This is a genomic window from Serratia sp. CY56464 (assembly GCF_052168435.1).
GTDB lineage: Bacteria > Pseudomonadota > Gammaproteobacteria > Enterobacterales > Enterobacteriaceae > Serratia > Serratia marcescens.
The window spans coordinates 50,073-74,935 of record NZ_JBJNMV010000001.1; the positions used below are offsets into that span (position 1 = coordinate 50,073).

Annotated in this window: 21 protein-coding genes, 6 tRNA genes and 1 other RNA gene; 11 read left to right on the forward strand and 17 right to left on the reverse strand. The window is 61.1% G+C overall.

Going from position 1 to position 24,863, the window contains the following annotated elements:
• Entirely contained in the window at positions 1–468 is a 468-nt protein-coding gene (locus ACJ8KE_RS00255) for a FlxA-like family protein (RefSeq protein WP_016926792.1), read from the reverse strand.
• A gap of 52 nt (positions 469–520) precedes the next feature.
• Positions 521–1,069: a nucleotidyltransferase family protein gene (locus ACJ8KE_RS00260; RefSeq protein ID WP_274872150.1), complete on the reverse strand. Its 549-nt coding sequence runs from the start codon at positions 1,067–1,069 to the stop codon at positions 521–523.
• Between the two features lie 158 nt (positions 1,070–1,227).
• On the opposite strand from ACJ8KE_RS00260, the gene ACJ8KE_RS00265 reads away from it, so the two are divergent.
• Complete coding sequence (locus ACJ8KE_RS00265; RefSeq protein ID WP_240293658.1) at positions 1,228–2,613, forward strand: ethanolamine ammonia-lyase subunit EutB; 1,386 nt, start codon at positions 1,228–1,230, stop codon at positions 2,611–2,613.
• A complete protein-coding gene (gene eutC, locus ACJ8KE_RS00270) occupies positions 2,610–3,401 on the forward strand; it encodes an ethanolamine ammonia-lyase subunit EutC (RefSeq protein WP_110147244.1) in 792 nt (263 codons plus the stop codon). Before ACJ8KE_RS00265 ends, eutC begins: the two co-directional genes overlap by 4 nt.
• Here eutC and ACJ8KE_RS00275 read toward each other — a convergent pair.
• Positions 3,380–4,282, reverse strand: a complete 903-nt coding sequence (locus ACJ8KE_RS00275; RefSeq protein ID WP_016926796.1) for a LysR family transcriptional regulator — start codon at positions 4,280–4,282, stop codon at positions 3,380–3,382. The two genes, eutC and ACJ8KE_RS00275, sit on opposite strands and share 22 nt — an antisense overlap.
• Before the next feature lie 451 nt (positions 4,283–4,733).
• Here ACJ8KE_RS00275 and budA point away from each other — a divergent pair, with 451 nt between their 5' ends.
• The 3 genes from budA (at position 4,734) to ACJ8KE_RS00290 (ending at position 8,958) form a co-directional block, all read left to right on the forward strand.
• Complete coding sequence (gene budA / locus ACJ8KE_RS00280) at positions 4,734–5,513, forward strand: acetolactate decarboxylase (RefSeq protein ID WP_004936416.1); 780 nt, start codon at positions 4,734–4,736, stop codon at positions 5,511–5,513.
• Positions 5,514–5,545: 32 nt separating this feature from the next.
• Positions 5,546–7,231 carry an acetolactate synthase AlsS gene (gene alsS, locus ACJ8KE_RS00285; RefSeq protein ID WP_143778428.1) on the forward strand — a complete coding sequence of 562 codons (1,686 nt, stop codon included), beginning with the start codon at positions 5,546–5,548 and terminating at the stop codon, positions 7,229–7,231.
• Positions 7,232–7,371: 140 nt separating this feature from the next.
• Complete coding sequence (locus ACJ8KE_RS00290) at positions 7,372–8,958, forward strand: ABC transporter substrate-binding protein (RefSeq protein WP_442517051.1); 1,587 nt, start codon at positions 7,372–7,374, stop codon at positions 8,956–8,958.
• A 28-nt stretch (positions 8,959–8,986) separates the two neighbouring features.
• Here the strand turns inward: ACJ8KE_RS00290 and ACJ8KE_RS00295 are convergent, their stop codons facing one another.
• From ACJ8KE_RS00295 to ACJ8KE_RS00335, 9 genes are all read right to left on the reverse strand, one after another.
• The gene (locus ACJ8KE_RS00295; protein WP_016926799.1) at positions 8,987–9,793 is read right to left on the reverse strand and encodes an ABC transporter ATP-binding protein; all 807 of its coding nucleotides are present in this window, start codon (positions 9,791–9,793) and stop codon (positions 8,987–8,989) included.
• Between the two features lie 17 nt (positions 9,794–9,810).
• Positions 9,811–10,848 (reverse strand): iron-enterobactin ABC transporter permease, encoded by a 1,038-nt coding sequence (gene fepG / locus ACJ8KE_RS00300; RefSeq protein WP_016926800.1) that lies wholly within the window; start codon positions 10,846–10,848, stop codon positions 9,811–9,813.
• Entirely contained in the window at positions 10,848–11,903 is a 1,056-nt protein-coding gene (gene fepD, locus ACJ8KE_RS00305) for a Fe(3+)-siderophore ABC transporter permease (protein ID WP_016926801.1), read from the reverse strand. Before fepD ends, fepG begins: the two co-directional genes overlap by 1 nt.
• 214 nt (positions 11,904–12,117) lie before the next feature.
• The gene (fepB, locus tag ACJ8KE_RS00310; RefSeq protein WP_033639716.1) at positions 12,118–13,125 is read right to left on the reverse strand and encodes a Fe2+-enterobactin ABC transporter substrate-binding protein; all 1,008 of its coding nucleotides are present in this window, start codon (positions 13,123–13,125) and stop codon (positions 12,118–12,120) included.
• Positions 13,126–13,332: 207 nt separating this feature from the next.
• Positions 13,333–13,446, reverse strand: a non-coding RNA gene (locus ACJ8KE_RS00315) — RtT sRNA.
• Positions 13,447–13,520: 74 nt separating this feature from the next.
• Positions 13,521–13,596 (reverse strand) — tRNA-Lys (locus ACJ8KE_RS00320).
• Positions 13,597–13,603: 7 nt separating this feature from the next.
• A tRNA-Val gene (locus tag ACJ8KE_RS00325) sits at positions 13,604–13,679 on the reverse strand.
• Positions 13,680–13,717: 38 nt separating this feature from the next.
• Positions 13,718–13,793, reverse strand: a tRNA-Val gene (locus ACJ8KE_RS00330).
• A gap of 29 nt (positions 13,794–13,822) precedes the next feature.
• Positions 13,823–13,898, reverse strand: a tRNA-Val gene (locus ACJ8KE_RS00335).
• A 294-nt stretch (positions 13,899–14,192) separates the two neighbouring features.
• Between ACJ8KE_RS00335 and gltX the strand changes: the two genes are divergently transcribed.
• On the forward strand, positions 14,193–15,608 hold the full coding sequence (gltX, locus tag ACJ8KE_RS00340; RefSeq protein WP_016926803.1) for a glutamate--tRNA ligase: 1,416 nt from the start codon (positions 14,193–14,195) through the stop codon (positions 15,606–15,608).
• A gap of 68 nt (positions 15,609–15,676) precedes the next feature.
• Here gltX and ACJ8KE_RS00345 read toward each other — a convergent pair whose 3' ends face one another.
• Positions 15,677–16,462 carry a formate/nitrite transporter family protein gene (locus tag ACJ8KE_RS00345; RefSeq protein WP_016926804.1) on the reverse strand — a complete coding sequence of 262 codons (786 nt, stop codon included), beginning with the start codon at positions 16,460–16,462 and terminating at the stop codon, positions 15,677–15,679.
• A 308-nt stretch (positions 16,463–16,770) separates the two neighbouring features.
• On the opposite strand from ACJ8KE_RS00345, the gene ACJ8KE_RS00350 reads away from it, so the two are divergent.
• A tRNA-Ala gene (locus tag ACJ8KE_RS00350) sits at positions 16,771–16,846 on the forward strand.
• Positions 16,847–16,906: 60 nt separating this feature from the next.
• Positions 16,907–16,982, forward strand: a tRNA-Ala gene (locus tag ACJ8KE_RS00355).
• Between the two features lie 118 nt (positions 16,983–17,100).
• Here the strand turns inward: ACJ8KE_RS00355 and ACJ8KE_RS00360 are convergent.
• Positions 17,101–18,288: a NupC/NupG family nucleoside CNT transporter gene (locus ACJ8KE_RS00360; protein WP_004936373.1), complete on the reverse strand. Its 1,188-nt coding sequence runs from the start codon at positions 18,286–18,288 to the stop codon at positions 17,101–17,103.
• A 377-nt stretch (positions 18,289–18,665) separates the two neighbouring features.
• Here ACJ8KE_RS00360 and ACJ8KE_RS00365 point away from each other — a divergent pair, with 377 nt between their 5' ends.
• On the forward strand, positions 18,666–19,901 hold the full coding sequence (locus tag ACJ8KE_RS00365; protein WP_004936371.1) for an Nramp family divalent metal transporter: 1,236 nt from the start codon (positions 18,666–18,668) through the stop codon (positions 19,899–19,901).
• A 41-nt stretch (positions 19,902–19,942) separates the two neighbouring features.
• Here ACJ8KE_RS00365 and ACJ8KE_RS00370 read toward each other — a convergent pair whose 3' ends face one another.
• A complete protein-coding gene (locus ACJ8KE_RS00370) occupies positions 19,943–20,353 on the reverse strand; it encodes a DUF2502 domain-containing protein (protein ID WP_004936369.1) in 411 nt (136 codons plus the stop codon).
• 222 nt (positions 20,354–20,575) lie between these two features.
• Positions 20,576–21,565: an L-glyceraldehyde 3-phosphate reductase gene (gene mgrA / locus ACJ8KE_RS00375; protein WP_148123641.1), complete on the reverse strand. Its 990-nt coding sequence runs from the start codon at positions 21,563–21,565 to the stop codon at positions 20,576–20,578.
• 188 nt (positions 21,566–21,753) lie between these two features.
• On the opposite strand from mgrA, the gene ACJ8KE_RS00380 reads away from it, so the two are divergent.
• Positions 21,754–23,415: an alpha-keto acid decarboxylase family protein gene (locus tag ACJ8KE_RS00380; RefSeq protein ID WP_442517052.1), complete on the forward strand. Its 1,662-nt coding sequence runs from the start codon at positions 21,754–21,756 to the stop codon at positions 23,413–23,415.
• Here the strand turns inward: ACJ8KE_RS00380 and ACJ8KE_RS00385 are convergent.
• Complete coding sequence (locus ACJ8KE_RS00385) at positions 23,412–24,281, reverse strand: LysR family transcriptional regulator (protein WP_016926808.1); 870 nt, start codon at positions 24,279–24,281, stop codon at positions 23,412–23,414. The two genes, ACJ8KE_RS00380 and ACJ8KE_RS00385, sit on opposite strands and share 4 nt — an antisense overlap.
• 99 nt (positions 24,282–24,380) lie before the next feature.
• Here ACJ8KE_RS00385 and ACJ8KE_RS00390 point away from each other — a divergent pair, with 99 nt between their 5' ends.
• Positions 24,381–24,833 (forward strand): multidrug/biocide efflux PACE transporter, encoded by a 453-nt coding sequence (locus tag ACJ8KE_RS00390; RefSeq protein ID WP_016926809.1) that lies wholly within the window; start codon positions 24,381–24,383, stop codon positions 24,831–24,833.
• Positions 24,834–24,863 lie beyond the last annotated feature (30 nt).

A 24,863-nucleotide genomic window follows, 5' to 3' on the forward strand; every position in this document is an offset into this window, starting at 1 on the left:
TCAGATATAGACGTCCACCGCGTTGAGCGGCGTTGGGCGGTTTACGCCGTCGCCGGCTCGCGCCGCGGCTTTTTCCATTTGCTCCTGCTGCTGCTTTTCCATTTCTTCTTTCTGGATGCGCGCGATCTCGGCTTGCAACATCTTGATCTGCGCTTCGATCAGCTGTTTCTGCTTTTCGATTTCCTTAGGATCGGCGTCGGAGTCCTTCAGTTCCACCAGCTTTTGCTGCAGCGCCTGAATCTGCCGGTTCAGCGCCTTGATGCGCGCCGAGGCGCGGCTTTCGTTGAGATTAACCGGTTCATCATTGCCGTTGGCGCGTTCGTTTTTCTCCATCTTGCCGCCTTGCGGCTGGTTGTTGACCGGCTTGGCCATCAGCAATTCGCCCTGATGGCCCGGCGCGCTGAAGACGTTGCTGACGCCGGGGACGGTATTCTTGATCGGTACGATCATGGTGATGGTGGTCGACATGGTTGCTCTCCCTGAGTCTGGATCTCGCTGTTCAGGGTATCGGCAGCGGCGGCTAAATCTTTACCTGCCGCAGACGCGGCCAGCGCAGCAGCCAGCCTTTGTCGACCACGCGCTGGGCATAGGCTGCGCGATCGCCGTTTTTCGCGTTGAAGGTAATGGTGTCGTCGAACAGCGCCGCGAGCCCGAAGGGGGCCACCAGCGTGATGCTGTCGTCGGCGTTCAGGCGCGCGCCGATCGCCGTTTCCACTTCGGTCCAGAAGCTGATGGCCTCTTCGCTGTCGCGGTAAGGCGCCCGGCCGCCGCGCAGGTGCATCCGCGCCTGGTTCTTGACCGACCAAGGCCGCGGCAGCCACTGCTGCAGCCGCGCCTCCAGCATGCGATCGCGCTCAGCGTCCGCACGCTCCGCATCGAAGTGGATCACGTCGATATCGTTGAGCGGCGTGGGCTCCACATAGCCATGGCGCCGATCCCACACCAGATTGCGCACAAAGCCGGCGCCGAGGCACCAGTCATTCAGGCCGAGCCGGCGCACGGTGCGCAGGGCGGCCATGCGTGCGTTATCCTGTTGCAGCCAGTTGATAATTTGACGTTGCGGATCCATCACCCCTCCTGTTTTCGCGGCTACTGTAACCCGAAGCGGCAACGGGTGAAATGGGGGATGCGCGATGGCGGCGATAGCAGGCAAATTAATTTTCTTGCTTCACTGACTACACTTGGTGCAGGGCTGTTATCTCGTCACCCGGGGCAAGGGAGGGGGCTATGTATCAGGCAACGGTGGGCCAACGCGGCTATCGCTTTGGCGATCTGCGTCAACTGATGGCGAAAGCTTCGCCGGCGCGTTCCGGCGATTATCTGGCGGAGGTGGCGGCGGAAAGCGCCGAAGAGCGCATGGCGGCGCGCATCGCGCTGGCGGATGTGCCGCTCAAGGCGTTCCTGCAGCAGGCGCTGGTGCCGTACGAACAGGACGAGGTGACGCGCCTGATCATCGACAGCCACGACGCCGCCGCCTTTGAGCCCATCTCGCACCTCACGATCGGCGATTTTCGCGACTGGTTGCTGAGCGAGCAGGCGGACAGCGCCATGCTGGCGCAGGTGGCCGCCGGCATTACGCCGGAGATGGCGGCGGCGGTAAGCAAGATCATGCGCAATCAGGATCTGATCCTGGTGGCGAAGAAATGCCGAGTGGTGACGCGCTTTCGCAACACGATCGGTCTGCCGGGCCACCTCAGCGTGCGGCTGCAGCCCAATCACCCGACCGACAGCCTGCAGGGCATCGCCGCCAGCATGCTGGACGGTCTGCTGTACGGCAGCGGCGACGCGGTGGTCGGCATCAACCCGGCCAGCGACAGCCTGCCGCTGCTGGAAAAGCTCAACTATATGCTGGACGAGGTGATCCAGCGCTTCGCCATTCCCACCCAATCCTGCGTGCTGACCCATGTGACCAACACGCTGCGGCTGATGGAGCGCGGCGCGCCGGTGGATCTGGTGTTTCAGTCGATCGCCGGCACCGAGACGGCCAACCGTGGTTTCGGCATCAGCCTGGCGCTGCTGGCGGAGGCGCAGCAGGCGGCGCTGAGCCTTAGGCGCGGCACATTGGGCGATAACGTGATGTACTTCGAAACCGGGCAGGGCAGTTGCCTGTCGGCCAACGCGCATCACGGCGTCGATCAGCAGACCTGCGAGGCGCGCGCCTATGCGGTGGCGCGCCATTTCTCACCGCTGCTGATCAACACCGTGGTGGGGTTTATCGGCCCCGAATACCTGTATGACGGCAAGCAAATTATTCGCGCCGGGCTGGAGGACCACTTCTGCGGCAAGCTGCTCGGCCTGCCGCTGGGCTGCGACGTCTGCTACACCAACCATGCCGAAGCCGATCAGGACGACATGGACACGCTGCTGACGCTGTTGGCCGCCGCCGGGTTGACGTTCCTGATCGGCGTGCCGGGCGCGGACGACATCATGCTCAACTACCAAAGCACCTCGTTCCATGACGCGCTCTATATCCGCGAGCTGCTGGGGCTGAAGCATGCGCCGGAGTTCGCCGCCTGGCTGGCGGCGATGAACATCACCGACGAACGCGGGCGGCTGCGCGACGCCGCCGCCAATCACCCGTTGTTGCTGGCGCTGCAGGGAGAACGGACATGAGCAAACCGGTTCACGTCAACAGTTGGAACGCGCTGCGCGCCTTTACCGACGCGCGCATCGCGCTGGGGCGCACCGGCGCCAGCCTGCCGACCGACGAGCTGCTGCGCTTCGGCCTGGCCCATGCCCAGGCGCGCGACGCGGTGCATCAGCCTTTCGACAGCGAGCGGCTGGCGGCGGATTTGCACGAGGCCGGTTGGCCCACGCTGACGGTGCACAGCCAGGCCGCCGACCGCGCCGCCTACCTGCGCCGACCGGATCTGGGGCGGCGATTGGCGCCGGACAGCCGCAGCCTGCTGCTCGGCTCACCATCGCGCCGTGTCGATCTGCTGCTGGCGGTGGCGGACGGTCTCTCCTCCAAGGCGGTGCACCGTCAGGCGCTGCCGCTGCTGCAGGCGCTGCGACCTTATCTCGATACGCTGGGATTGAGCGTGACGCCGGTGGTGCTGGCGCATCAGGCGCGGGTGGCGCTGGGGGATGAGATCGGCGAATGCCTGCAGGCCCGGGCGGTGGCGGTGCTGATCGGCGAACGGCCGGGGCTGTCGTCGCCGGACAGCCTGGGCGTCTATTTGACCTGGGGACCGAACGTGCGCAGAACGGACGCCGAGCGTAACTGCATCTCCAACGTGCGGCCGGAGGGGCTGGATTACCCGCAGGCGGCGTTCCGTCTGGCCTGGCTGCTGGAGCAGGCGTTCCAGCGGCGGCTGAGCGGCATCGAGCTGAAGGACGAGAGCGACAATCCGGCGCTGCACAACCGGGTGACACCGCTTTACCCCCAACTGGGCGGCTGACCGAGGGTTTGCTGCAGCAGGGCGGTGAAGGCCGCCAGCCGCGCGGACACCTTCGCCATCGGGCGCAGCAGATAGATGCCTTGCTGCTCATGGCGCGGATCTTCGAGCATCTGAACCAGTTGCCCATTCTGCACGTCCGGCCCCACCACCCAGTTGGGCAGGAAGGCTATGCCGAGGCCGAGCAGCGCCGCTTGGCGCTGCGCGGTGAAGTCGTCGCAGCGCAGCGCCATGGTGCAGCGGCTCATCAGCGCCGCGTCGAGGATCTGCGCCCAGCAGGCCGGCTGCTGTTTGTGGTAGCGGGCGATCAGCCGATGCTGCGGCAACGCTTCCAGATCGCTCGGCAGGCCATAGCGGGCGACGTAGGCGGGGCTGGCGCACATCACCCAGCGTTGCGTGGCGATACGGCTGGCGTACAGCGCGCTGTCCTTCTGTTCGCCGATGCGGAGGGCGGCGTCCAGCCGTTCCTGGGTCGGATCGGTCTGGCGTTCGGTCAGATCGAGATCGACAGACAGCTGCGGATGGCGTTCCGCCAGCGTCGGCAGCAGCGGCAGCACATAGGTTTTGCCGAAGGTCGGCAGGCAGCTGATGCGCAGCGTGCCCTGCGGCGTTTCGTTTAACGCGCTCAGCTCGGCGTGAATACCGGTAATGTCCGCCATCAGCGCGGCGGCGCGCGTCAGCAGCAGCTCGCCGGCGTCGGTCAGCAGCAGCCCACGGGTGGAGCGGACGAACAGCGCGGCGCCGAGCGCGCTTTCCAATGCGTCGATATGGCGCACCAGCGAGGAGGGCACCATGCCCAGCCGGCGAGCGGCGGCGGAAAAGCTGCCCAGGCGGGCCACGTCGAGAAAGATCGGCAGATGTTCAACATAACGGGCGTCATTCATTTTTGCATTATATGCAAAAGCGTTTCTTATGAATACCCGCTTCTCTGTCGGCGGCGCTGCGGCTACTCTGGCTGCGGGTTGACGGCGGGCTTCAACGCCGCCGCATCCTGGCCGTATAGAGAAAAAACGCATAAACCTCGCGGCGCTTAGCACTAAATAACAGATGTTTTTCCCAGGCTGCATGAGCCGCCTGCGGAGTTGATTGTCGCTCCAACACCAGATTAACCGTTCAATTTGATATCCGACTCAGCATTAATGATTAGTGAGCCTTTACTTTCACACATCATGCCGTGGGTTCTGGATATCGGCCGGCCAGCCGTGCCGGTTTTTTTGTCGCCTCAGGCTGAATCGTTCCAACTGATGAACGCGCCTTAGGGGGCATCTTGGCCCGCCGTCGGTGGGTCTTTTGAACGCGCGGAATCGCGATCCCGCGCTGGTGGAGGAGTGAGTCATGAACGAAAAACACGGGTGTTCCTGTGCGCGCCATTTGGCGCAGGGTTTTGCCAGGCAGTCGATCAACGCCGGGGAGGGCGAAATCTATCAAATCTCGCTGATGAGCGCGCTCATCGACGGGGTCTACGAGGGTGAAACCACCATTGCCGAGTTGCTCAAACACGGCGATTTCGGCCTCGGCACCTTCAATCACCTGGACGGCGAACTGATCGCTTTCGACCAGGAAATACACCAGCTGCGCGCCGACGGCAGCGCCCGCCCAGCCGGTTTGCAACAGAAAACCCCTTTCGCCGTCGTCACCTTTTTCCAGCCCAGCATCAGCCAACAGTTCGACCGGCCGATCACCAAGGCGCAACTGCATCAGTGCATCGACGAACAGGTCGCCTCGCCGAACCTGTTCTGCGCGGTACGGGTCGACGGTGAGTTCAGTCACGTGGAAACCCGCACCGTGCCGCGCCAGGAGCGTCCCTACCGCCCGATGTTGGAAGCGATAGAAGAGCAGCCGACCTTCTCGTTTCATCAACGGCGCGGCACGCTGGTCGGTTTCCGCTCGCCGGATTACATGCAGGGCATCGGCGTGGCCGGCTATCACGAACACTTCGTTACCGACGACCGCAGCGGCGGCGGCCACGTGCTGGACTACCAGCTCGATCATGGCCGCCTGCAGTTCGGCGTCATCACCCGTCTCAATCTTCAGTTGCCGCATGATGCGGATTTCTTGCGCGCTAACCTCTGCCCAGAGGATTTGGATCGCGCGATTCGTTCCGCCGAGGGCTAACCCCGGCGATCGTTTTCTTAGGAGGTGGAACCATGGCACAGGAAAAAACAGGCAATGATTGGCAATGCGGCGCCGATTTGGTGGTGAAAAACCTGGAAGCGCAGGGCGTCAAACACGTTTTCGGCATTCCGGGCGCCAAGATCGATCGGGTGTTCGACTCGCTGGAGGATGCGCCATCGATCGACACGGTGGTGGTGCGGCATGAGGCCAACGCGGCCTTTATGGCGGCGGCGGTCGGCCGCCTGACCGGCAAGGCCGGGGTGGCGCTGGTCACCTCCGGGCCGGGCAGCTCCAACCTGATCACCGGGCTGGCCACCGCCACCTCGGAGGGGGACGCGGTAGTGGCCTTTGGCGGGGCGGTGAAGCGCGCCGACAGCCTGAAGCAGACGCACCAGAGCATGGATACCGTCAGCATGTTCCGGCCAGTGACCAAGTATTGCGCCGAAGTGCATGCCGGTTCGGCGATTTCCGAGGTGATCGCCAACGCCTTCCGCCGCGCCGAGTTTGGCCGGCCGGGAGCATCATTCGTCAGCCTGCCGATGGATATCGTCAATGAACCGGTCAGCGCGCCGGTGCTGGCCGGCTGCCGCTTGCCGCGCATGGGGGCCGCGGCGGCGGACGACATCCAGGCGGCGGTGAAGCTGATTCGCCAGGCCAAATGCCCGGTATTGCTGCTCGGTTTGCAGGCCAGCCGGCCGGAGAACAGCGAGGCGGTGCGCCATCTGCTGTACCGCACCCATATGCCGGTGGTCGGCACCTATCAGGCGGCGGGGGTGATCGACGTCAACCACTTCGCCCGTTTCGCCGGCCGCGTCGGCCTGTTCAACAACCAGCCGGCCGATCAGCTGTTGCAGAAGGCCGATCTGGTGGTGAGCGTCGGCTATGATCCGATCGAATACGATCCCTGCATGTGGAACAGCCACGGGCGGCTGAAGCTGGTGCACATCGACGTGCTGCCGGCGGATATCGACACCTGCTATCGGCCGGATGTCGAACTGGTGGGCAACATCAGCGCCACGTTGAACATGATGACCGAAGCGTTCAATGAGGCGGTCTGCGTGCCGCCGGAGGTGGAGCTGATCCTCTCCGATCTCGGCCGTCAGCGCACAGAACTGGCGGAACGCGCCGCGCGCCGCGGCGGCATGCCGATCCATCCGCTGCGCATCGTCAAGGAGCTGCAGGACATCGTCAGCGACGACGTGACGCTGTGCGTGGACATGGGCAGCTTCCACATCTGGATCGCCCGTTACCTTTACAGCTTCCGCGCCCGCCAGCTGTTGATCTCCAACGGCCAGCAAACCATGGGGGTGGCGCTGCCGTGGGCCATCGGCGCGGCGCTGGTGCGCCCCGGCGATAAGGTGGTGTCGATCTCCGGCGATGGCGGCTTCATGCAGTCGAGCATGGAGCTGGAGACCGCGGTGCGGTTGAAAAATAACATCGTGCACGTGATCTGGGTCGATAACGCCTACAACATGGTGGAGATGCAGGAAGTGAACAAATACCAGCGCAAATCCGGCGTGGAGTTTGGGCCGATTGACTTCAAGACCTATGCGGAATCCTGCGGCGCGGTCGGTTTCGCCGTGCAGTCGGTGGACGACCTGCGGCCGATGCTGCGCAAGGCGATGGCGATCCAGGGACCGGTGGTGGTGGCCATTCCGGTCGACTACGCCGACAACTATAAGCTGATGGCGCAGATGAACTTCAGCCAGATGATTTAATTTCATCATCGCGCTGTTTCACCGGGGCAGGCCGCTTGCGCGCCTGCCCGTTTTTATGCGCGGAATTTGTCCTTTACATCGCTAACTGCATGATTTATTGCTATCCGTTGGGCTGTTTTTTCACCACTGGGGATAGCGCAATGAAAAGAAAAGCAATAACGATCGGGCTGCTGGCGTTGGCGATTACCGGCGGCGCGCGGGCCAATACGCTGGTCTACTGTTCCGAAGGTTCACCGGAAGGCTTCAACCCGCAGCTGTTCACCTCCGGCACCACGGTAGACGCCAGTTCGGCGGCGATCTACAACCGGCTGGTGGATTTCAAACCCGGCACCGTCGAGCTGCAACCCAGCCTGGCGGAAAGCTGGGAGGTGAGCGAAGATGGCAAGCGCTATACCTTCCATCTGCGCAAGGGCGTGGCATTCCAGAGCAATAAATATTTTACGCCCACCCGCGATTTCAACGCCGATGACGTCATCTTCTCGTTTATGCGCCAGAAGGACGCCAACAACCCGTATCACAAGGTCTCCAACGGCGCCTATACCAACTTCGAGTCGATGGAGTTCGGCACGCTGATTGACCGGATCGTCAAGGTGGATGACCACACCGTGCGCTTTGAGCTCTCCCGCGCCGAGGCGCCGTTCGTCGCCGATCTGGGCATGTACTTCGCCACCCTATTATCGGCGGAATATGCCGACGCGATGCTGAAGGCCGGCACGCCGCAGCGGGTGGACAACGATCCGATCGGCACCGGGCCGTTCCAACTGGTGCAGTACCAGAAGGATGCGAAAATCCTCTACAAGGCGTTCGATCGTTACTGGGAAGGCAAACCGAAGATCGACCGGCTGGTGTTTTCGATCACGCCGGATGCGACGGTGCGTTACGCCAAGCTGCAAAAGAACGAGTGCCAGGTGATGCCGTTCCCCAACCCGGCGGATCTGGCGCGCATGCGGCAGGACGGCAACCTTCAGGTGATGGAAAAATCCGGTTTGAATATCGGTTTCCTGGCGTTCAACACCCAGAAGAAACCGTTGGATAACGTTAAGGTGCGCCAGGCGTTGGCGCTGGCGGTCAACAAGCCGGCGATCATCGACGCGGTGTTCCACGGCGCCGGTCAGCCGGCCAAGAACCTGCTGCCGCCGACCCAATGGGGCAGCAACGCGCAGCTTGAAGACTACCCGTATTCGCCGGAGCGGGCGAAGCAGCTGTTGCAGGAGGCCGGGCTGGGGCAGGGTTTCGACATCGATCTGTGGGCGATGCCGGTGCAGCGGCCCTATAACCCCAACGCCAAGCGCATGGCGGAGATGATCCAGGCCGACTGGGCCAAGATCGGCGTGCGCGCCAAAATCGTCACCTTCGAGTGGGGCGAGTATTTACAGCGGATTAAAAACGGCGAGCACCAGACCGCGCTGATGGGCTGGACCACCGCCAACGGCGATCCGGACAACTTTTTCGGCCCGCTGTTCACCTGCGCTTCGCTCGGCGGCTCCAACTCGGCGAAATGGTGCTACAAACCGTTCGACCAGCTGATCCTGCAGGCGCGTGAAGAGAACGATCACGCCAAACGGGTGGCGATGTACCAGCAGGCGCAGGTGATGATGCACGATCAGATGCCGGCGCTGATGATCGCGCACTCGACCATCTTCGAACCGGTGCGCAAGGAAGTGAAAGGCTACGAGATAGACCCGTTCGGCAAACACATCTTCAAACAGGTGTCGCTGGAGAAGTAACCAAAAGGCCGGGGTAACCCGGCCTTTTTCATGCCTGCGGCGTGTCGCAGTGGTAGCGGCCGCGCGGGATCACCAGCGGCGTGTGGGACAGCGGATCGTCGATGATCATGCACGGCATGCCGAACACTCGCTCCACCAGTTCGGCGGTGATGATCTCCGCCGGTTTCCCCTCTGCCACGATCTTGCCGTCGCGCATGGCGATGATGTGATCGGCATAGCGGCAGGCGTGGTTGAGATCGTGCAGCACCGCGATCATGGTTTGACCGCGCTCGCGGTTAAGCTGGCGGAACAGATCCAGCAGCTCAATCTGGTGCGCGATGTCGAGGTAGGTGGTCGGCTCATCCAGCAGCAGCAGCGGGGTTTGCTGCGCCAGCGCCATCGCCACCCAGACGCGCTGACGCTGCCCGCCGGACAGTTCGTCGACGCTGCGGTCCGCTAATTGGCTGACGTTGGTGGCCGCCATGGCGGCTTCCACCGCCTGTTTGTCGGCCTGCGTCCACTGTTTCAGCAGGCTCTGATGCGGATAGCGGCCGCGCGACACCAGATCCGCCACGGTGATGCTGTCCGGCGCGATTGAAGTTTGCGGCAGCAGGCCAAGCTCGCGCGCCAGCGCCTTGGTGGCGAAGCTGCTGATGTTCTTGCCGTCCAGCATCACCTCGCCGGCGCTGGGTTTCAGCAGGCGGCACAGGGCGCGCAACAGCGTCGATTTGCCGCAGGCGTTCGGCCCGACGATCACCGTGAAGGCGCCGTCGGGGATCGCCACGCTCAGATCGTCAGCGATGATTTTATTGTCGTAGCCCAGCTTCAGGTGCGAGGCGTGCAGGCGGTGGCTCATGGCATTATCACTCTTCATTATCTGCGGGCCTCTCGGATGAGCAGCCAAATCAGGTACAGGCCGCCGATGCAGACGGTCACGACCCCGACCGGTAGTTGGATCGGCGCGAAAAGATGTTGGGACACCACGTCGGCGCCGAGCAGCAACGCCGCGCCCATCAGCGCCGAGGAGGTCAGGGTGACCGAGGATTGTCCGGCCAGGCGACGGGCGATCTGCGGCGCCGCCAGCGCGATAAAGGAAATCGGCCCAGCGGTGGCGGTGACGGCGGCGGTGAGGGTAACGCCAAACAGCATCAGCCACAGCCGGCTGCCTTCGGCGTTGACGCCCAGCGCGCGCGCCGTGTCGTCGCCCATTTCCAGCAGCTGCAGCCGTTTGCCCATCAGCAGCGCGGCCGCGGCCGCCAGCACGATGAACGCCGTGGCGGGCTGGGCTTTTTGCCAGGTCATGCCGTTGAGCGAACCGGCCTGCCACATGGCGGCGTCCATGGCGCGCTCAAGCGAGGCGGTGATGATCAGCCAGGTGTTGGTGGAAACCAGCACTGCGCTGATGGCGATGCCGACGATGATCAACCGGAAACCGGCGATGCCTTGCCGCCAGGCCAGCAGATAGATGGCCAGCGCCGAGAGAATGCCGCCGGCCAGCGCGCCGCCGGCGATGTAATAGTAGCCGCCGTTGAACAGGGTGATGGCGATCAGCGCGCCGGTGTAGGCCCCCATGTTAAAGCCGATCACGTCCGGGCTGCCGAGCGGGTTGCGGATAATCGACTGGAAAATGGCGCCGCTCATGCCGAGCGCGGCACCTAACAGCAGCGCCATGGCGATGCGGGGCAAGCGCCATTGGGTGACCACGGTCACCAGATTTTTCGGCGCCTCGCCGCTGAGCGCGGCAAAGACTTGCTCCAGCGAGAGCTGCAGCGTGCCGTAGCACAGCGCGGCAACCGCCATCGCCAGGCATAACGCCAGCAGCGAAAGGTTGACCAACAGCAGGCGCAGCGGCACGCGCCAGTTGATGACGCCGTCCGGACGGCCGATATGCAGCGTGTGCGGCAGACTCATCACAAGCCCCCCAGCGTTTTCTTGCGGCGCACCAGCCAGATCAGTACCGGCGCGCCGATAAAGGCGGCGACGATGGAAACCCGCAGTTCACCGGCCGCCAGCAAGCGGCCGACCACGTCGGCGCACAGCAGTAAAATCGGCGCCAGCAGCATGGAATAGGGCAGGATCCAGCGTTGGTCGGGGCCGACCCACCAACGGGCGATATGCGGCACCATCAGGCCGATGAAGCTGATCGGACCGACGGTGGCGGTCGCCGCGCCGCACAGCAGCGTGATGGCGATCACCGCGACGATCTGAGTCAGCACCACGCGCGCGCCGAGCGCGATAGCCAAATCTTCCCCCATGCCGATGGTATTCAGCGGCCGGGCGATGAGCAGCGTCAGCAGGCAGCCGAGCAAAATGGCGGGGGCGGTGACCGGCAGCGTGGACAGCGTGCGGATATCCAGCGTGCCGGCCTGCCAGAAGCGCAGTTGGTCAAAGGTTTGCGGATCGATCAGCGACAGCCCGGTGGTGATGCCGAGCAGCACCGCGCCGATCGCCACACCGGCCAGCGTCAGCCGCACCGGGTTGATGCGCCCGCCCGCCAGCGTGCCGATCAGGTAGACCAGCAGGGTGGTGAGGGCCGCGCCGACAAAGGCGTAGGCCATATAGCTTTCAGTGGTGGCGGCGCCGAAAAACATGATGCCGATGACTACGGCGAAGCTGGCGCCGGCGTTGATGCCGAGCACGCCGGGATCGGCCAGCGGGTTGCGCGTCAGCGCCTGAATCAGCGCGCCGGCGGCGCCGAGTGCCATGCCGGCCAGGATGCCCGCCAGCGTACGGGGTACCCGGGCATTGAGAATGATGGTGCTGTCGGAACCGCTCGCGGCGCCCTGCAGGCTGAGCCAGACGGTATGGAAGGGGATGGCTTTGGAACCCAGCATCAGGCTGGCCATGATGCACAGCAGCAACAGCGCCAAACCGATACCGAACCCGGCGATGCGTTTGAAGCCACTGGCGTAAGCTGCGTGCGGTGCGGACGAAAGCGTCCGCTCAGTCGGAGTGGGTACGTTCACACCGGTAACTCCTGTATGATTTTTATTCTCATTGTTATTTGCGTTCATGCGGGCGCTTATAGTAGCACGAGTTTACGCCCGCATGCACCCGCCGGTTGGCGGCGCAGGTGCAATGATGATGTTAATAACTATTGATATTTCAATTGATTGAATGTGAATGCTTGCCCTGCTTGCGGAAAGCGTCGGCAGGGGTCTGGCCTGCCGACGGCGTGATTCAGGGCTTTTTGAACAACCGTTCGATTTGGTTCAGCATGTTGGTGGCGCTGTAGTAATCGAGGCGGAAGGTGTCGTTGCCGACGGCGTAGACGTGCCGCTGTTCCACCGGCTCCAGATGTTTGAGGAACGGGTTGGTCAGCACCTCTTGCACTTTGCGCTCATTGGTGGCGAACAGGATCAGGGTTTTGCCATTCAGGCCTTCGGCCATTTTTTCGCCGGAGATCTGGATGATGTCATGGCGTTTCCCCATGCTGGTGTTGCCTTTGGCGCTTTCCGGCGGGGTGGCCAGTTGGAAACCGAGCTGGGTCAGCAGTTTGCCCTGGGCGGAACCTGGCGTCCACAGCATGGCCTCGCGGCCGTTGTCGGCATACACCAGCGGAGTGGTGGGCTGCGGCGGCAGCGCGATCGCCTGCTTCACTTGCTCCACGCGCTGTTCGAAACGATCTTCCGCCTGTTTGGCGCCGGCTTCATGACCGGTGATCTCGCCGAGCTCGCTGGCCAGCTGCTGCCAGCTTTTGTCGCCATAATCGAGCACCAGCGTCGGCGCAATGGCGGACAGCTGGTCATACAGTTTCAACGCCGAATCCCCGCCGGTCGCGGCGACGACGATCAAATCCGGCGCGGCGGCGGCGACGGCTTCGGCATTGGGCTCCACCTGGTACAGCCGCTCGACGTGGCGCTGCTTGGCCACCTCGCTCCATTGGGTAAAGAAACCTTGTTTATCGGCCACCAGGGGATTTGGGCTGGTGGCGGCGCTGGCGACCACCGGGGCGTCGATAGCCAGCAGCGTGCCGGTGATGGTGACGCTGGTGGACACGATGCGCTGCGGCGGTTTTTCCAGCGTGAATTTCCCTTTGACGCTGTCGATGGTGCGCGGCCAACTGCTGTCGGTTGCGGGGGCGGACGGTTTCTGCCCGTCGCTCTTGTCGTCCGGGCCGCAGCCACTGAGCAGCAGGCTGGAAGTGGCGATAAATGCAATGAACAGCTGGCGTAAGGATAGGGTCATGAGCGGGCTCTTTCTTTCCTTGAACTAAGGCGTATCAATCCGGCGGCGGATTGGCTGCGTGGTGGATGCCCGCTAATTTACCATTCAAGTCGCCAAAATGATAACCATTCGTATCTCAGCGCGTAGTGAATACAGAAAGAATAAGGAGATAGGGGCAGTGAGTGAGGCAGAAACGAAAAAAGCGCCAAAAGGCGCTTTTTTCTGAATGGGTGGGTCGTGCAGGATTGATTCGGCCTGTGGCCTCACCCTGCGGGCAACGCTGCGCGTTGTCGTATCGCTGAACCTGAGCGCAGGATTTCACCCGCACGACTCGGTGACCATGTTAGCGAGCAGATGAGGTCAGGTTTGGATGTTACAGAAACGAAAAAAGCGCCAAAAGGCGCTTTTTTCTGAATTGGTGGGTCGTGCAGGATTCGAACCTGCGACCAATTGATTAAAAGTCAACTGCTCTACCAACTGAGCTAACGACCCGCAGAAGTGGTGGGTGATGACGGGCTCGAACCGCCGACCCCCTCCGTGTAAAGGAGATGCTCTACCAACTGAGCTAATCACCCACTTCAGGACTTCCAGGCACTGCTAAACGAGCGAATGATGGTGGGTGATGACGGGCTCGAACCGCCGACCCCCTCCGTGTAAAGGAGATGCTCTACCAACTGAGCTAATCACCCTCATTCGTTCTCATTTTTTCTCAACAAGATGGTGGGCGATGACGGGCTCGAACCGCCGACCCCCTCCGTGTAAAGGAGATGCTCTACCAACTGAGCTAATCGCCCCGTCTTGTTGGAGTCGCATTATAGGGATAGTTCAAAGTGAGTCAACGCTTTTTAAAATGATTTCAATCGTTCGCCGCAAATTTAGGCAGGGCGCGATAATTATCGCCAGCGGCGCCGATTCTTTGCGCGATGCTATGCGAAACTCGCCGCAAAACGCGCTAAATCGACTGGCGCAATATCGTGTCGGCGTTGAGGAATTAGCGCGTGGTGATACAATGTCGTCCACTCTTTTTTCAATTCCGAGCAATCGTCGGCAACCGCCGACACGCGTTGCGTAATAAGGCAGTGAACCCAATGAAAATCAAAACCCGTTTTGCACCGAGCCCGACCGGCTATCTTCACGTCGGCGGCGCGCGTACCGCACTTTATTCCTGGTTGTTCAGCCGCCATGCGGGTGGTGAGTTCGTTCTGCGTATCGAAGATACCGATCTGGAACGTTCTACCCAGGACGCGATCGACGCAATTATGGATGGCATGAACTGGTTGAACCTGGATTGGGATGAAGGCCCGTATTTCCAGACCAAGCGTTTCGATCGCTACAACGCGGTCATCGACGAGATGCTGGAGCAGGGCACGGCGTATAAATGCTATTGCTCCAAGGAACGTCTGGAAGCGCTGCGCGAGAAGCAGATGGAAAACGGCGAGAAGCCGCGTTACGACGGCCACTGCCGCGACAGCCAGTGCAGCCACACCGACGACGAGCCGCACGTGGTGCGCTTCCGTAACCCGCAGGAAGGCTCGGTGATCTTCGACGACAAAATTCGCGGCCCGATCGAATTCAGCAACCAGGAGCTGGACGATCTGATCATCCGCCGCACCGACGGTTCGCCAACCTATAACTTCTGCGTCGTCGTCGATGACTGGGACATGGAAATCACCCATGTGATCCGCGGTGAAGACCACATCAACAACACCCCGCGCCAGATCAACATTCTCAAAGCGCTGGGCGCGCCGGTGCCGGAATACGCGCACGTGTCGATGATCCTCGGCGACGACGGTAAAAAACTGTCCAAGCGCCACGGCGCGGTGGGCGTCATGCAGTATCGCGACGACGGCTATCTGCCGCAGGCGCTGCTGAACTACCTGGTGCGTCTGGGCTGGTCCCACGGCGATCAGGAGATCTTCTCCATCGATGAGATGAAAGAGTTCTTCACGCTGGAAGCGATCAACAAATCCGCCAGCGCGTTCAACACCGAGAAGCTGCAGTGGCTGAACCACCATTACATCAACCATATGCCGGCGGAAGAAGTGGCGGTGCATCTGGCATGGCACGTTGAGCAACTGGGCATTGAAACCCGCAACGGCCCGGAACTGAAAGACATCGTCAAGCTGCTGGGCGAGCGTTGCAAAACGCTGAAAGAGATGGCGGAGTCTTGCCGTTACTTCTACGCAGATTTCAGCGAGTTTGACGCTGACGCCGCCAAGAAGCACCTGCGCCCGGTTGCGCGTCAGCCGCTGGAAGCGGTGCGCGCCAAGCTGGCCGCCATCACCGTCTGGACGCCGGAAAATGTGCATGACGCCATTCAGGGCACGGCGGATGAGCTGGGTGTCGGCATGGGTAAAGTCGGCATGCCGCTGCGCGTCGCGGTGACCGGCGCCGGCCAGTCGCCGGGCATGGACGTGACCGTGCATGCGATCGGCCAGAAGCGTTCGCTGCAGCGCATCGACATGGCGCTGGCTTACATCGCCGAGCGCGAAGCGCAAGCCTGATTAGGTTGATACGCCATAAATGAAAAAGCCCCGTGGAGCAATCCCGGGGCTTTTTTTATTGCTTGCTGTCAGGCTTGCTCGCCGGCCGGTAAACCCGGACGGTAGGCGAGGAAATACATTAGCCCGACAAAGCCGGCGCCGCCCAGCGCATTGCCGAGAAATACCGCGACGAAATTAGGCAGGTACTGCTCCCAGCCCATGCCGCCGGCAAAGATGGCCGCCGGGATGATGAACATGTTCGCCACCACGTGCTGGAAGCCGATGGCGACAAAAGCCATGACCGGGAACCACATGCCGATCACTTTGCCCGGCACATCCTTGCTGGCGAAGGCTAACCACACCGCCAGGCACACCAGCCAGTTGCAGCCGACGCCGGAGATGAAGGCGTGCAGGAAGTCCGCATCCACTTTGGCCTGCGCGATCGCCAGCGTCTTATGCAAAAACGCGCCTTCGGTCAGGCCCAGTAGGTGGCCGAAAAAGTAGGCGACGGCCACGCTGCCGGCCAGGTTGGCCAGGGTGACCCAAAACCAGTTGCGCAGCACGGCGATAGCGGGAATTTCACGGGCAAACCAGGCCATCGGCAAGGTCATCATGTTGCCGGTCAACAGTTCGCCGCCGGCCAGAATGGTCAGGATCAGGCCGATAGGAAAGACCGCTGCGCCCAACAGCGCGCCGAAAGAGCCCCATTCGGCCGGCAGGGTGCCGATGACGTGAATATCCAGCAGGAAGCCGGTGGCGATAAAGGCGCCGGCGAGAAAGCCCAGAATCAGCAGATTAGCGAGCGGGGCGCGGCTTTTGTTTACCCCGGCCTGAACGGCGAGGGCGGCGATTTCTTTTGGTGAATGCAAAGACATGACGGACTCGGTTTATAGTAATGAAGTTTATGGCGCGGGCAGTCTATGCCGCTCGGGAGTCCGACTCAAGCGCATTTCGCTAACATTCCGTTAATTAAAAATCAACGTGATATGCAGGGTCTTTCGCCATTTTGAGATGTAGCGCGCAAAATGGATGAACTCTGCGCAAAGTGATGATTTTTTGGCGCCAAAGATGCTGATTTGGCGGCTTTTTCAACGCTTGATTCAGTAATTCAATTTAGCCGTTGACAGCTTTGAGCGGGTTTCATATTATGCGCCCCGTTCACAGCACAAAGTGATTGTGGAACGGGGCTATAGCTCAGCTGGGAGAGCGCTTGCATGGCATGCAAGAGGTCGACGGTTCGATCCCGTCTAGCTCCACCAACCTTCTTCTCAGAGAGGTTGGGGAATACCGTAACGCCGGTCAACGCGTACCACTTTTGTGGGGCTATAGCTCAGCTGGGAGAGCGCTTGCATGGCATGCAAGAGGTCGACGGTTCGATCCCGTCTAGCTCCACCACCATTTAAAAAGCCGACCTTAGGGTCGGCTTTTTGCTTTGCATTATTCCACCTTCGCCGAAGGCCAGCCAATAAAAAAGGCGCCCGCAGGCGCCTTGTTATCCTGGCCGGTTCGAGGCTTAGCCCAGCACCAGACCCGCGATGGAAGCGGACAGGATGCTGACCAGCGTAGAGCCGTACACCAGCTTCAGGCCAAAGCGTGACACCACATTGCCCTGGTGTTCGTTCAGGCCCTTGATCGCACCGGCCACGATGCCGATGGAAGAGAAGTTGGCGAAGGACACCAGGAACACCGACAGGATCCCCAGGCTGCGCGGCGACAGCTCGGCAGAGACTTTCTGCAGTTCCATCATGGCCACGAATTCGTTGGAAACCAGTTTGGTCGCCATGATGCTGCCAACCTGCAGGGCTTCGTGTTTAGGAATGCCCATGATCCAGGCGAATGGATAGAAGAAGTAGCCGAGGATTTCCTGGAAGCTCAGGCCGAAAATGGCGCTGAATACACCGTTGAGCGCGGCGATCAGGGCGATGAAGCCAATCAGCATCGCGGCGACGATAATCGCTACTTTGAAGCCCGCCAGGATGTATTCACCCAGCATTTCAAAGAAGCTCTGGCCTTCGTGCAGGTTGCCGAGGTGCAGCTCTTCTTCTTTATTGGTGTCGTACGGGTTGACCAGCGACAGCACGATAAAGGTGCTGAACATGTTCAATACCAGCGCCGCCACCACGAACTTGGCGTCCAGCATGGTCATATAGGCGCCGACGATGGACATGGAAACCGTAGACATCGCGGTCGCCGCCATGGTGTACATGCGCTTTTCCGACATCTTGCCCAGGATATCCTTGTAGGCGATGAAGTTTTCGGATTGCCCCAGGATCAGCGAGCTGACGGCGTTAAACGACTCCAGCTTGCCCATGCCGTTCACTTTCGACAGCACGGTGCCGATAATGCGGATGATGAACGGCAGCACCTTGATGTACTGCAGAATACCGATCAGCGCCGAAATGAAGACGATTGGGCACAGCACCTTCAGGAAGAAGAACGCCAGGCCTTTGTCGCCCATGCCGCCGAACACGAAATCAGTCCCTTGTCCCGCAAACCCGAGCAGTTTGTCAAACAGCGCGGCGAATCCTTTTACGAAGCCCAAACCCGCTTCCGAATGCAGGAAAAAGTAGGCCAGCAGTACTTCGATAACCAGTAGTTGAATAACATAGCGAATGCGGATGCTTTTACGATCGCGGCACACCAACAGGGCCAGGATCGCCACCACCACTATCGCCAACGCAAAGTGCGCAATATGGGACATGTTTGCTCCAAATTTGAGGCAGGCTGAATTTCGGCTGTCATTTTATGTAACGCTACGTTTAAAAACGAGACTTCTATTGCAAATATGGAAAATCATAGTGGGAGTTCTCCTAAAGTGTTGCGCAAAAGCATAAAAAATCAAGATGTTAAAGCAGCAATAGGAAATTCGTATTCTTGTGCTAACCTGTCTTTCAGGGGTATTGCAGCCAAAATCCCATCCCAAAAGCACGGAAATCGGCAAGCTTCGCGCTGAACCCTTCGATAAAACCGTTAATGTTGGCTATTACAGAGATAAGTTTTACCGCTCCAAATGCGCTTGATAATTATTATCATTTATATAGAGTGGAGATAAACGTAATTTCAGTAAGGGTTCAACATATGCTGAACAGTCGCGTGGTTGAAACCACCTCCGGTCGCTCCGCCAGAAAAATCAAACTCTCGCTCATGGGGCCCGCCTTCATCGCCGCTATCGGCTATATCGATCCCGGCAATTTCGCCACCAACATCCAGGCCGGCGCCTCATTCGGCTACAGCCTGCTGTGGGTGGTGGTTTGGGCCAACGTGATGGCGATGCTGATCCAGCTGTTGTCCGCCAAGCTGGGCATCGCCACCGGGAAAAATCTGGCCGAGCATATTCGCGATCGCTTTCCGCGGCCGGCGGTGTGGGCCTATTGGGTACAGGCGGAGATCATCGCCATGGCGACCGATCTGGCCGAGTTTATCGGCGCGGCGATCGGCTTCAAGCTGCTGCTCGGCGTCTCTCTGTTGCAGGGCGCAGTGCTGACCGGCATCGCCACCTTTTTAATTCTGATGCTGCAAAAACGCGGGCAAAAGCCGCTGGAGCTGGTGATCGGCGGCCTGTTGTTGTTCGTCGCAGCCGCCTACATCGTCGAGCTGGCGTTCTCCCAGCCGCAGTTGGCGCCGTTGCTGAAGGGCATGGCGCTGCCCGATTTGCCTAACGGCGATGCGGTATTCCTGGCTGCCGGGGTATTGGGCGCCACCATCATGCCGCACGTGATCTATCTGCATTCGTCGCTCACCCAAATCGGCGGCGAGCACGACAAGGCGGAACGCTATGCCGCTACCAAAGTCGACGTCGCCGTGGCTATGACCATCGCCGGTTTCGTCAATCTGGCGATGATGGCCACCGCCGCCGCCGCGTTTCATTTCAGCGGCCACAGCGGCATCGCCGATCTCGACGTGGCTTACCTGACGCTGCAACCGCTGCTCGGGCACGCCGCCGCCACCGTGTTCGGCCTGAGTCTGGTGGCGGCCGGCCTCTCTTCTACTGTGGTCGGCACGTTGGCGGGGCAGGTGGTGATGCAGGGGTTCGTGCGTTTCCATATTCCGCTGTGGCTGCGGCGCGCGGTGACCATGCTGCCGTCGTTTATCGTCATCATGTTGGGGATGGATGCGACGCGCATTCTGGTGCTGAGTCAGGTGCTGCTCAGCTTCGGCATTGCGCTGGCGTTGGTGCCGCTGCTGGCTTTCACCGGCAATCGGGCGCTGATGGGGGAAATGGTCAACGGCCCGCTGGTGCAAAACCTGGGCAAGCTGATCGTGCTGGTGGTGGTGGGATTGAACGGCTACCTGCTGATCGGCAGCGTGCTGTAAGCAAAAACAGTGCGGGCCGGCGTTGCGCCGGCCCGTCGTCGTTAATCGCGGTCGTCATCGCCGTGGCGGCGCCAGCGATCGCGGTCATGATCGTGGTGGTGCTTTTTCTCTTTCTTCCAGTGGTGCTTATCGTAGTGTTTGTCGTATTTACGATAGCGTCCTTCATGGTAGTAATAGTGTTTACGCCAGTAGTCGCCATCGCGCCAGCGATAGCCGTCCCAGTAGTAACCGCGACGGCTGCGGTCGCCGAGATAACGCCCCTGATGGCCTTGCCACCAGTCGCGATCCCGCCAATCGTAACCATCCCAATAGCGGCCGCGGTTATCCTGATCGCCGATGCGCAATGAAACGCCCGGCATCAGATCGATGCTGATCCCTTCGGCATGCGCCTGCTGTGCGGCGGGCAGTACCGTCGCCGCCAAAATGGCGGCCAAGAGCAGAGGTTTAAACATGGCTTCTCCTTCCCGCTTGCGCGGCCTGGCCGTTTGTCACTTTATGAAGCGCGTTCATCAGTTTAAAAGCGGCCTTATCGTTATTTTTGCTGCAATATCGGCATCATAGCGCCGGCGCATAGGGTTGAATCTGAGAGCCACTCTGAAAATGATGCAGGAGGTTAAGATTTGAGATTTTTCTGGGGGAGCGCCGCTCGATTGAACGGCGGAATTTGTAAACGATTACAATAAGATTGTCTCGATCTGCGCGAGCTCTTCTTCACTAAAGTGACGATTGGCCAGCATGCCCACCGCGTCTTCTATCTGCGCATTCTTGCTGGCGCCGATCAGCACTGAGGTAACGCGATCGCCGCGCAGCACCCAGGCCAGCGCCATCTGCGACAGCTTTTGCCCGCGTTGCCGCGCCAGCGCATCGAGGCGGCGCACCTTGTCCAGTCGCTCGGCGGTCAGCTGCTCCGGCTGCAGGAAGCGGCTGCCGCTGGCGGCGCGAGAATCTTGCGGTATGCCGTGCAGGTAGCGGTCGGTCAGCAGTCCGCCCGCCAGCGGCGAGAAGGCGATAGATCCGACGCCATGTTCCTCCAGCGTATCCAGCAACGCCGTCTCCGGCCCGCGTTCCAACATCGAATACTTCGGCTGGTGGATCACGCACGGCGTGCCGAGCCGCTGCAGAATGTCGAACGCCTGTCGCGCGCGCTCGGCCGGGTAGTTGGACAAACCGACATACAGCGCTTTGCCCTGGCGCACCAGCAGATCCAGCGCCGCCATGGTTTCTTCCAGCGGCGTGTCCGGATCCGGCCGATGATGATAAAAGATATCCACATACTCCAACCCCATGCGCTTCAGGCTCTGATCGAGGCTGGCGACCAGGTACTTTTTCGAGCCCCAATCGCCGTAGGGGCCGGGCCACATGGTGTAACCGGCTTTGGATGAGACGAGCAGTTCATCGCGCCAGGCCCGTAGATCGGCGTTGAGAATGCGGCCAAAGTTCTCCTCGGCGGCGCCGGGCGGCGGGCCGTAGTTATTGGCCAGATCGAAATGGGTAATGCCGCGATCGAAGGCGCAGCGGATCAGGCCGCGGGCGTTGTCGTACAGCGTGGCGTCGCCGAAGTTGTGCCACAGCCCGAGTGAGACGGCGGGCAGCTTCAGCCCGCTGCGGCCGCAGCGCCGGTATTCCATATCTTGATAACGCGAAGGGGAGGCTGGGTAAGACATAGTTATCCTTGTCGGCGAGAGGTGAAGTGCTTTGAGTGTATACGTTTTCACCTCGCGCTGCCGCGGGAGGGATCACGGCGCCGGCATGTAACGCCAGGTTGCCGTTCGACGCAGGGGGGATTGTTCGAAATTCGAACGGCATCTTCGATACTTAAGATAATCGCTCCAGTTGCAGACAGGTGATGATCATGACTCAGACCTATACGGTGGCCGATTATCTGCTCGATCGTCTGGCCCAAATCGGCATCCGTCATTTCTTCGGCGTGCCGGGGGATTACAACCTGCAATTTCTCGATCACGTCCTCGCTCATCCGCAAATCACCTGGGTAGGCTGCGCCAACGAACTGAACGCCGCCTACGCAGCCGATGGCTATGCGCGCTGCAAACCGGCGGCCGCGCTGCTCACCACCTTTGGCGTCGGCGAGCTGAGCGCGCTGAACGGCGTGGCCGGCAGCTACGCCGAATACCTGCCGGTGATCCACGTGGTCGGCACACCGGCGCAGCGCGCCCAGCGCGCCGGTGATTTGCTGCACCATTCGCTGGGGGATGGCGACTTCACCCACTTCGCCCGGATAGCCAAAGAGGTGACCGTCGCGCAGGCCGACCTGACCGCCGACAACGCCGCGCTGGAGATAGACCGCCTGATCGGCGCCGCCTTACTGGAGCATCGCCCGGTTTACCTGATGTTGCCCAGCGACGTCGCGCAGGCGCCGCTGCCGAATAAACCGGCGCCGCTGATGCTGCGTCAGGCCAAACTGTCGCAGAGCGCATTGCAGGCGTTTATCGCCGCAGCGCGCGAAAAGCTGCTGTCGGCGCGGCGGGTGTCGCTGCTGGCGGACTTCCTCGCCGATCGCTTCGGCGCCGAAGCGGCGCTGGACGAGTGGCTGCAGGAGGTCGATATGCCGCACGCGACGCTGCTGCTCGGCAAGGGCGTGCTGGACGAGAACCGCGCCGGTTTCGTTGGTACCTACTGCGGCGGCGCCAGCGATCCGGCGGTGAAACAATTGATCGAAAACGCCGATGTGGTGATCAACGTCGGCGTACGCTTGACCGACACCATTACCGCCGGTTTCACGCATCATCTGCCGGTGGAAAAATGCATCGATATTCAACCGTTCGAAGCCTGGGTCGGGCGGCGGCGCTTTAGCCGCATTCCGATTCGCGAGGCGGTGCAGGCATTGCACCGCCTGAGCCTGTCGCTGGCGTCGCGTTGGCCATTGCCGCCGATCGTTCGCCCGGCGCTGCCGGAAGGCGATGGGGAACGGCTGGATCAGCACGCCTTCTGGCGGCAGATACAGGATTTCCTGCGGCCGGGGGATATCGTGCTGGCCGATCAGGGCACCGCCTGTTTCGGCGCGGCGGCGCTGAGGTTGCCGCGTGGCTGCCGCCTGATCGTGCAGTCGCTCTGGGGATCGATCGGCTATACCCTGCCGGCGACGTTCGGCGTGCAGACCGCCGAACCGCAGCGCCGGGCAGTATTGCTGATCGGTGACGGCGCCGCGCAGTTAACCGTGCAGGAACTGGGATCGATGCTGCGCGACGGGCTTAAACCGGTGATCTTCGTGTTGAACAATCAGGGGTATACCGTTGAGCGCGCGATCCACGGGCCGGAGCAAAGTTATAACGACATCGCGCGCTGGAACTGGACGCAGTTGCCGACGGCGCTGGCCGGTGAGCGGCCGGTGAAGGCGTTGCGGGTCAGCGATCCGGACGGATTGCGTCAGGCGTTGCGCGAGGTAGCGGACGACGAGCGGCTGGCCTTCATCGAAGTGATGCTGCCGAAGATGGACATTCCGGAACTCCTCGATACCGTCTCTCGCGCTATTCAGGCGCGCAACGCCGCCGCTTAGGGCAGGGTGTCGCCCAGCAGGCGCTCCAGCATCCAGAACCCCGCCGGGCCCGGCGGGGTCAGTTTGGACCATACCGCATCCACCGAAATCAGTTTTGGCCAGCCGCGCGGCCGCAGCTGGGTGAGTCTGCCGTGGCCGTATTGCTGCACCAGCCAGTGCGGCAACACCGCCCAACCGAATCCTTGTTCCGCCATCTCCAGCAACAGCAGATAGCTGGGCGCCGACCAGACCAGTCCACCCTGTCTGGCCGCCTCGGCGCCGGTGTAGGTATTCAGGATCAGCTGGCGGGTGCTGGACAACTGCTCCGGCGTCGGCGCGGCGACCTGGGCCAGCGGATGCTGATGGGCGACGAACAGCCCCATTTCGGTCTGCTCAGGCAGCCGGGAGAAGGCGATATCCGGCGGATAACTTTTTTGCACTTCCACCATGCCCAAATGCGCGCGGCCGCTTTGCAGCAGATCGATGACGTCGCCTTCCTCGGCGATCATCCATTCCAGCTCAATTTCCGGGTAGCGCTGTTCGAACAGCTGCATCAACCGATCGTGATGCTTGGGCTGGTAGGTATCGGAAAACACCATGCTCAGGCGCGGTTCAACCTCGCCCGCCAGCTGAATGCTCAGGGCGTCGAGCCGTTCGCTGGCCGCGAGGATCGCCTGTACGTGCCCCAGCACTTTGCGGCCGGCGGCGGTGAGCACCGGCTGGCGCGCGCTGCGATCGAACAGCGTCAATGCCAGGTCGGCTTCCAGATTGGCGATGGCGGTGCTGACGGTGGATTGGCTTTTGCGCAGTTTGCGCGCGGCGGCGGAAAATGAGCCGAGGGCGGCGGCTTCCACGAACGCCTGCAACGCTTCCGGGGAATAGTGCATGATATATCTACTTTATCGATGGAACCTATTTTTAATCTACCCAAAAAAGCGATGATAATCACCTGGCTTTCGCAACAACTGTTGAAAAAAAGGTGATGTATGCAACTGCAAAACAAGTCTCTCATTGAACGTATCGTCCACGCCGTCGGTTTCGAGGCCATCGCCGTGATGGTTTGCGCCCCGCTGGGCGCGTGGCTGCTGAACCGTTCAATGGTGCAGGTCGGCGCGTTGGCGGTGATGCTGTCCACCGTCGCGATGCTGTGGAACATGGTTTACAACACGGTGTTCGACCGCCTGTGGCCGGTCAGCCGGGTGGTGCGTAACCTGAAGGTGCGTGCGCTGCACGCCGTCGGCTTTGAAGCCGGTTTTATCCTGATCGGCGTGCCGATCGCCGCCTGGATGCTGAGTATCTCCTGGGCGCAGGCGTTTATGCTGGAAATCGGTTTCTTCCTGTTCTTCCTGCCGTACACCATGGCCTATAACTGGCTGTACGACACGCTGCGCCAGCGCTGGTTCGAGGCGCGCCAGCCGATCAATTCCGGCGCCAAATAAGGCGTCGTCAGACTGACGATTCTCAGGTAA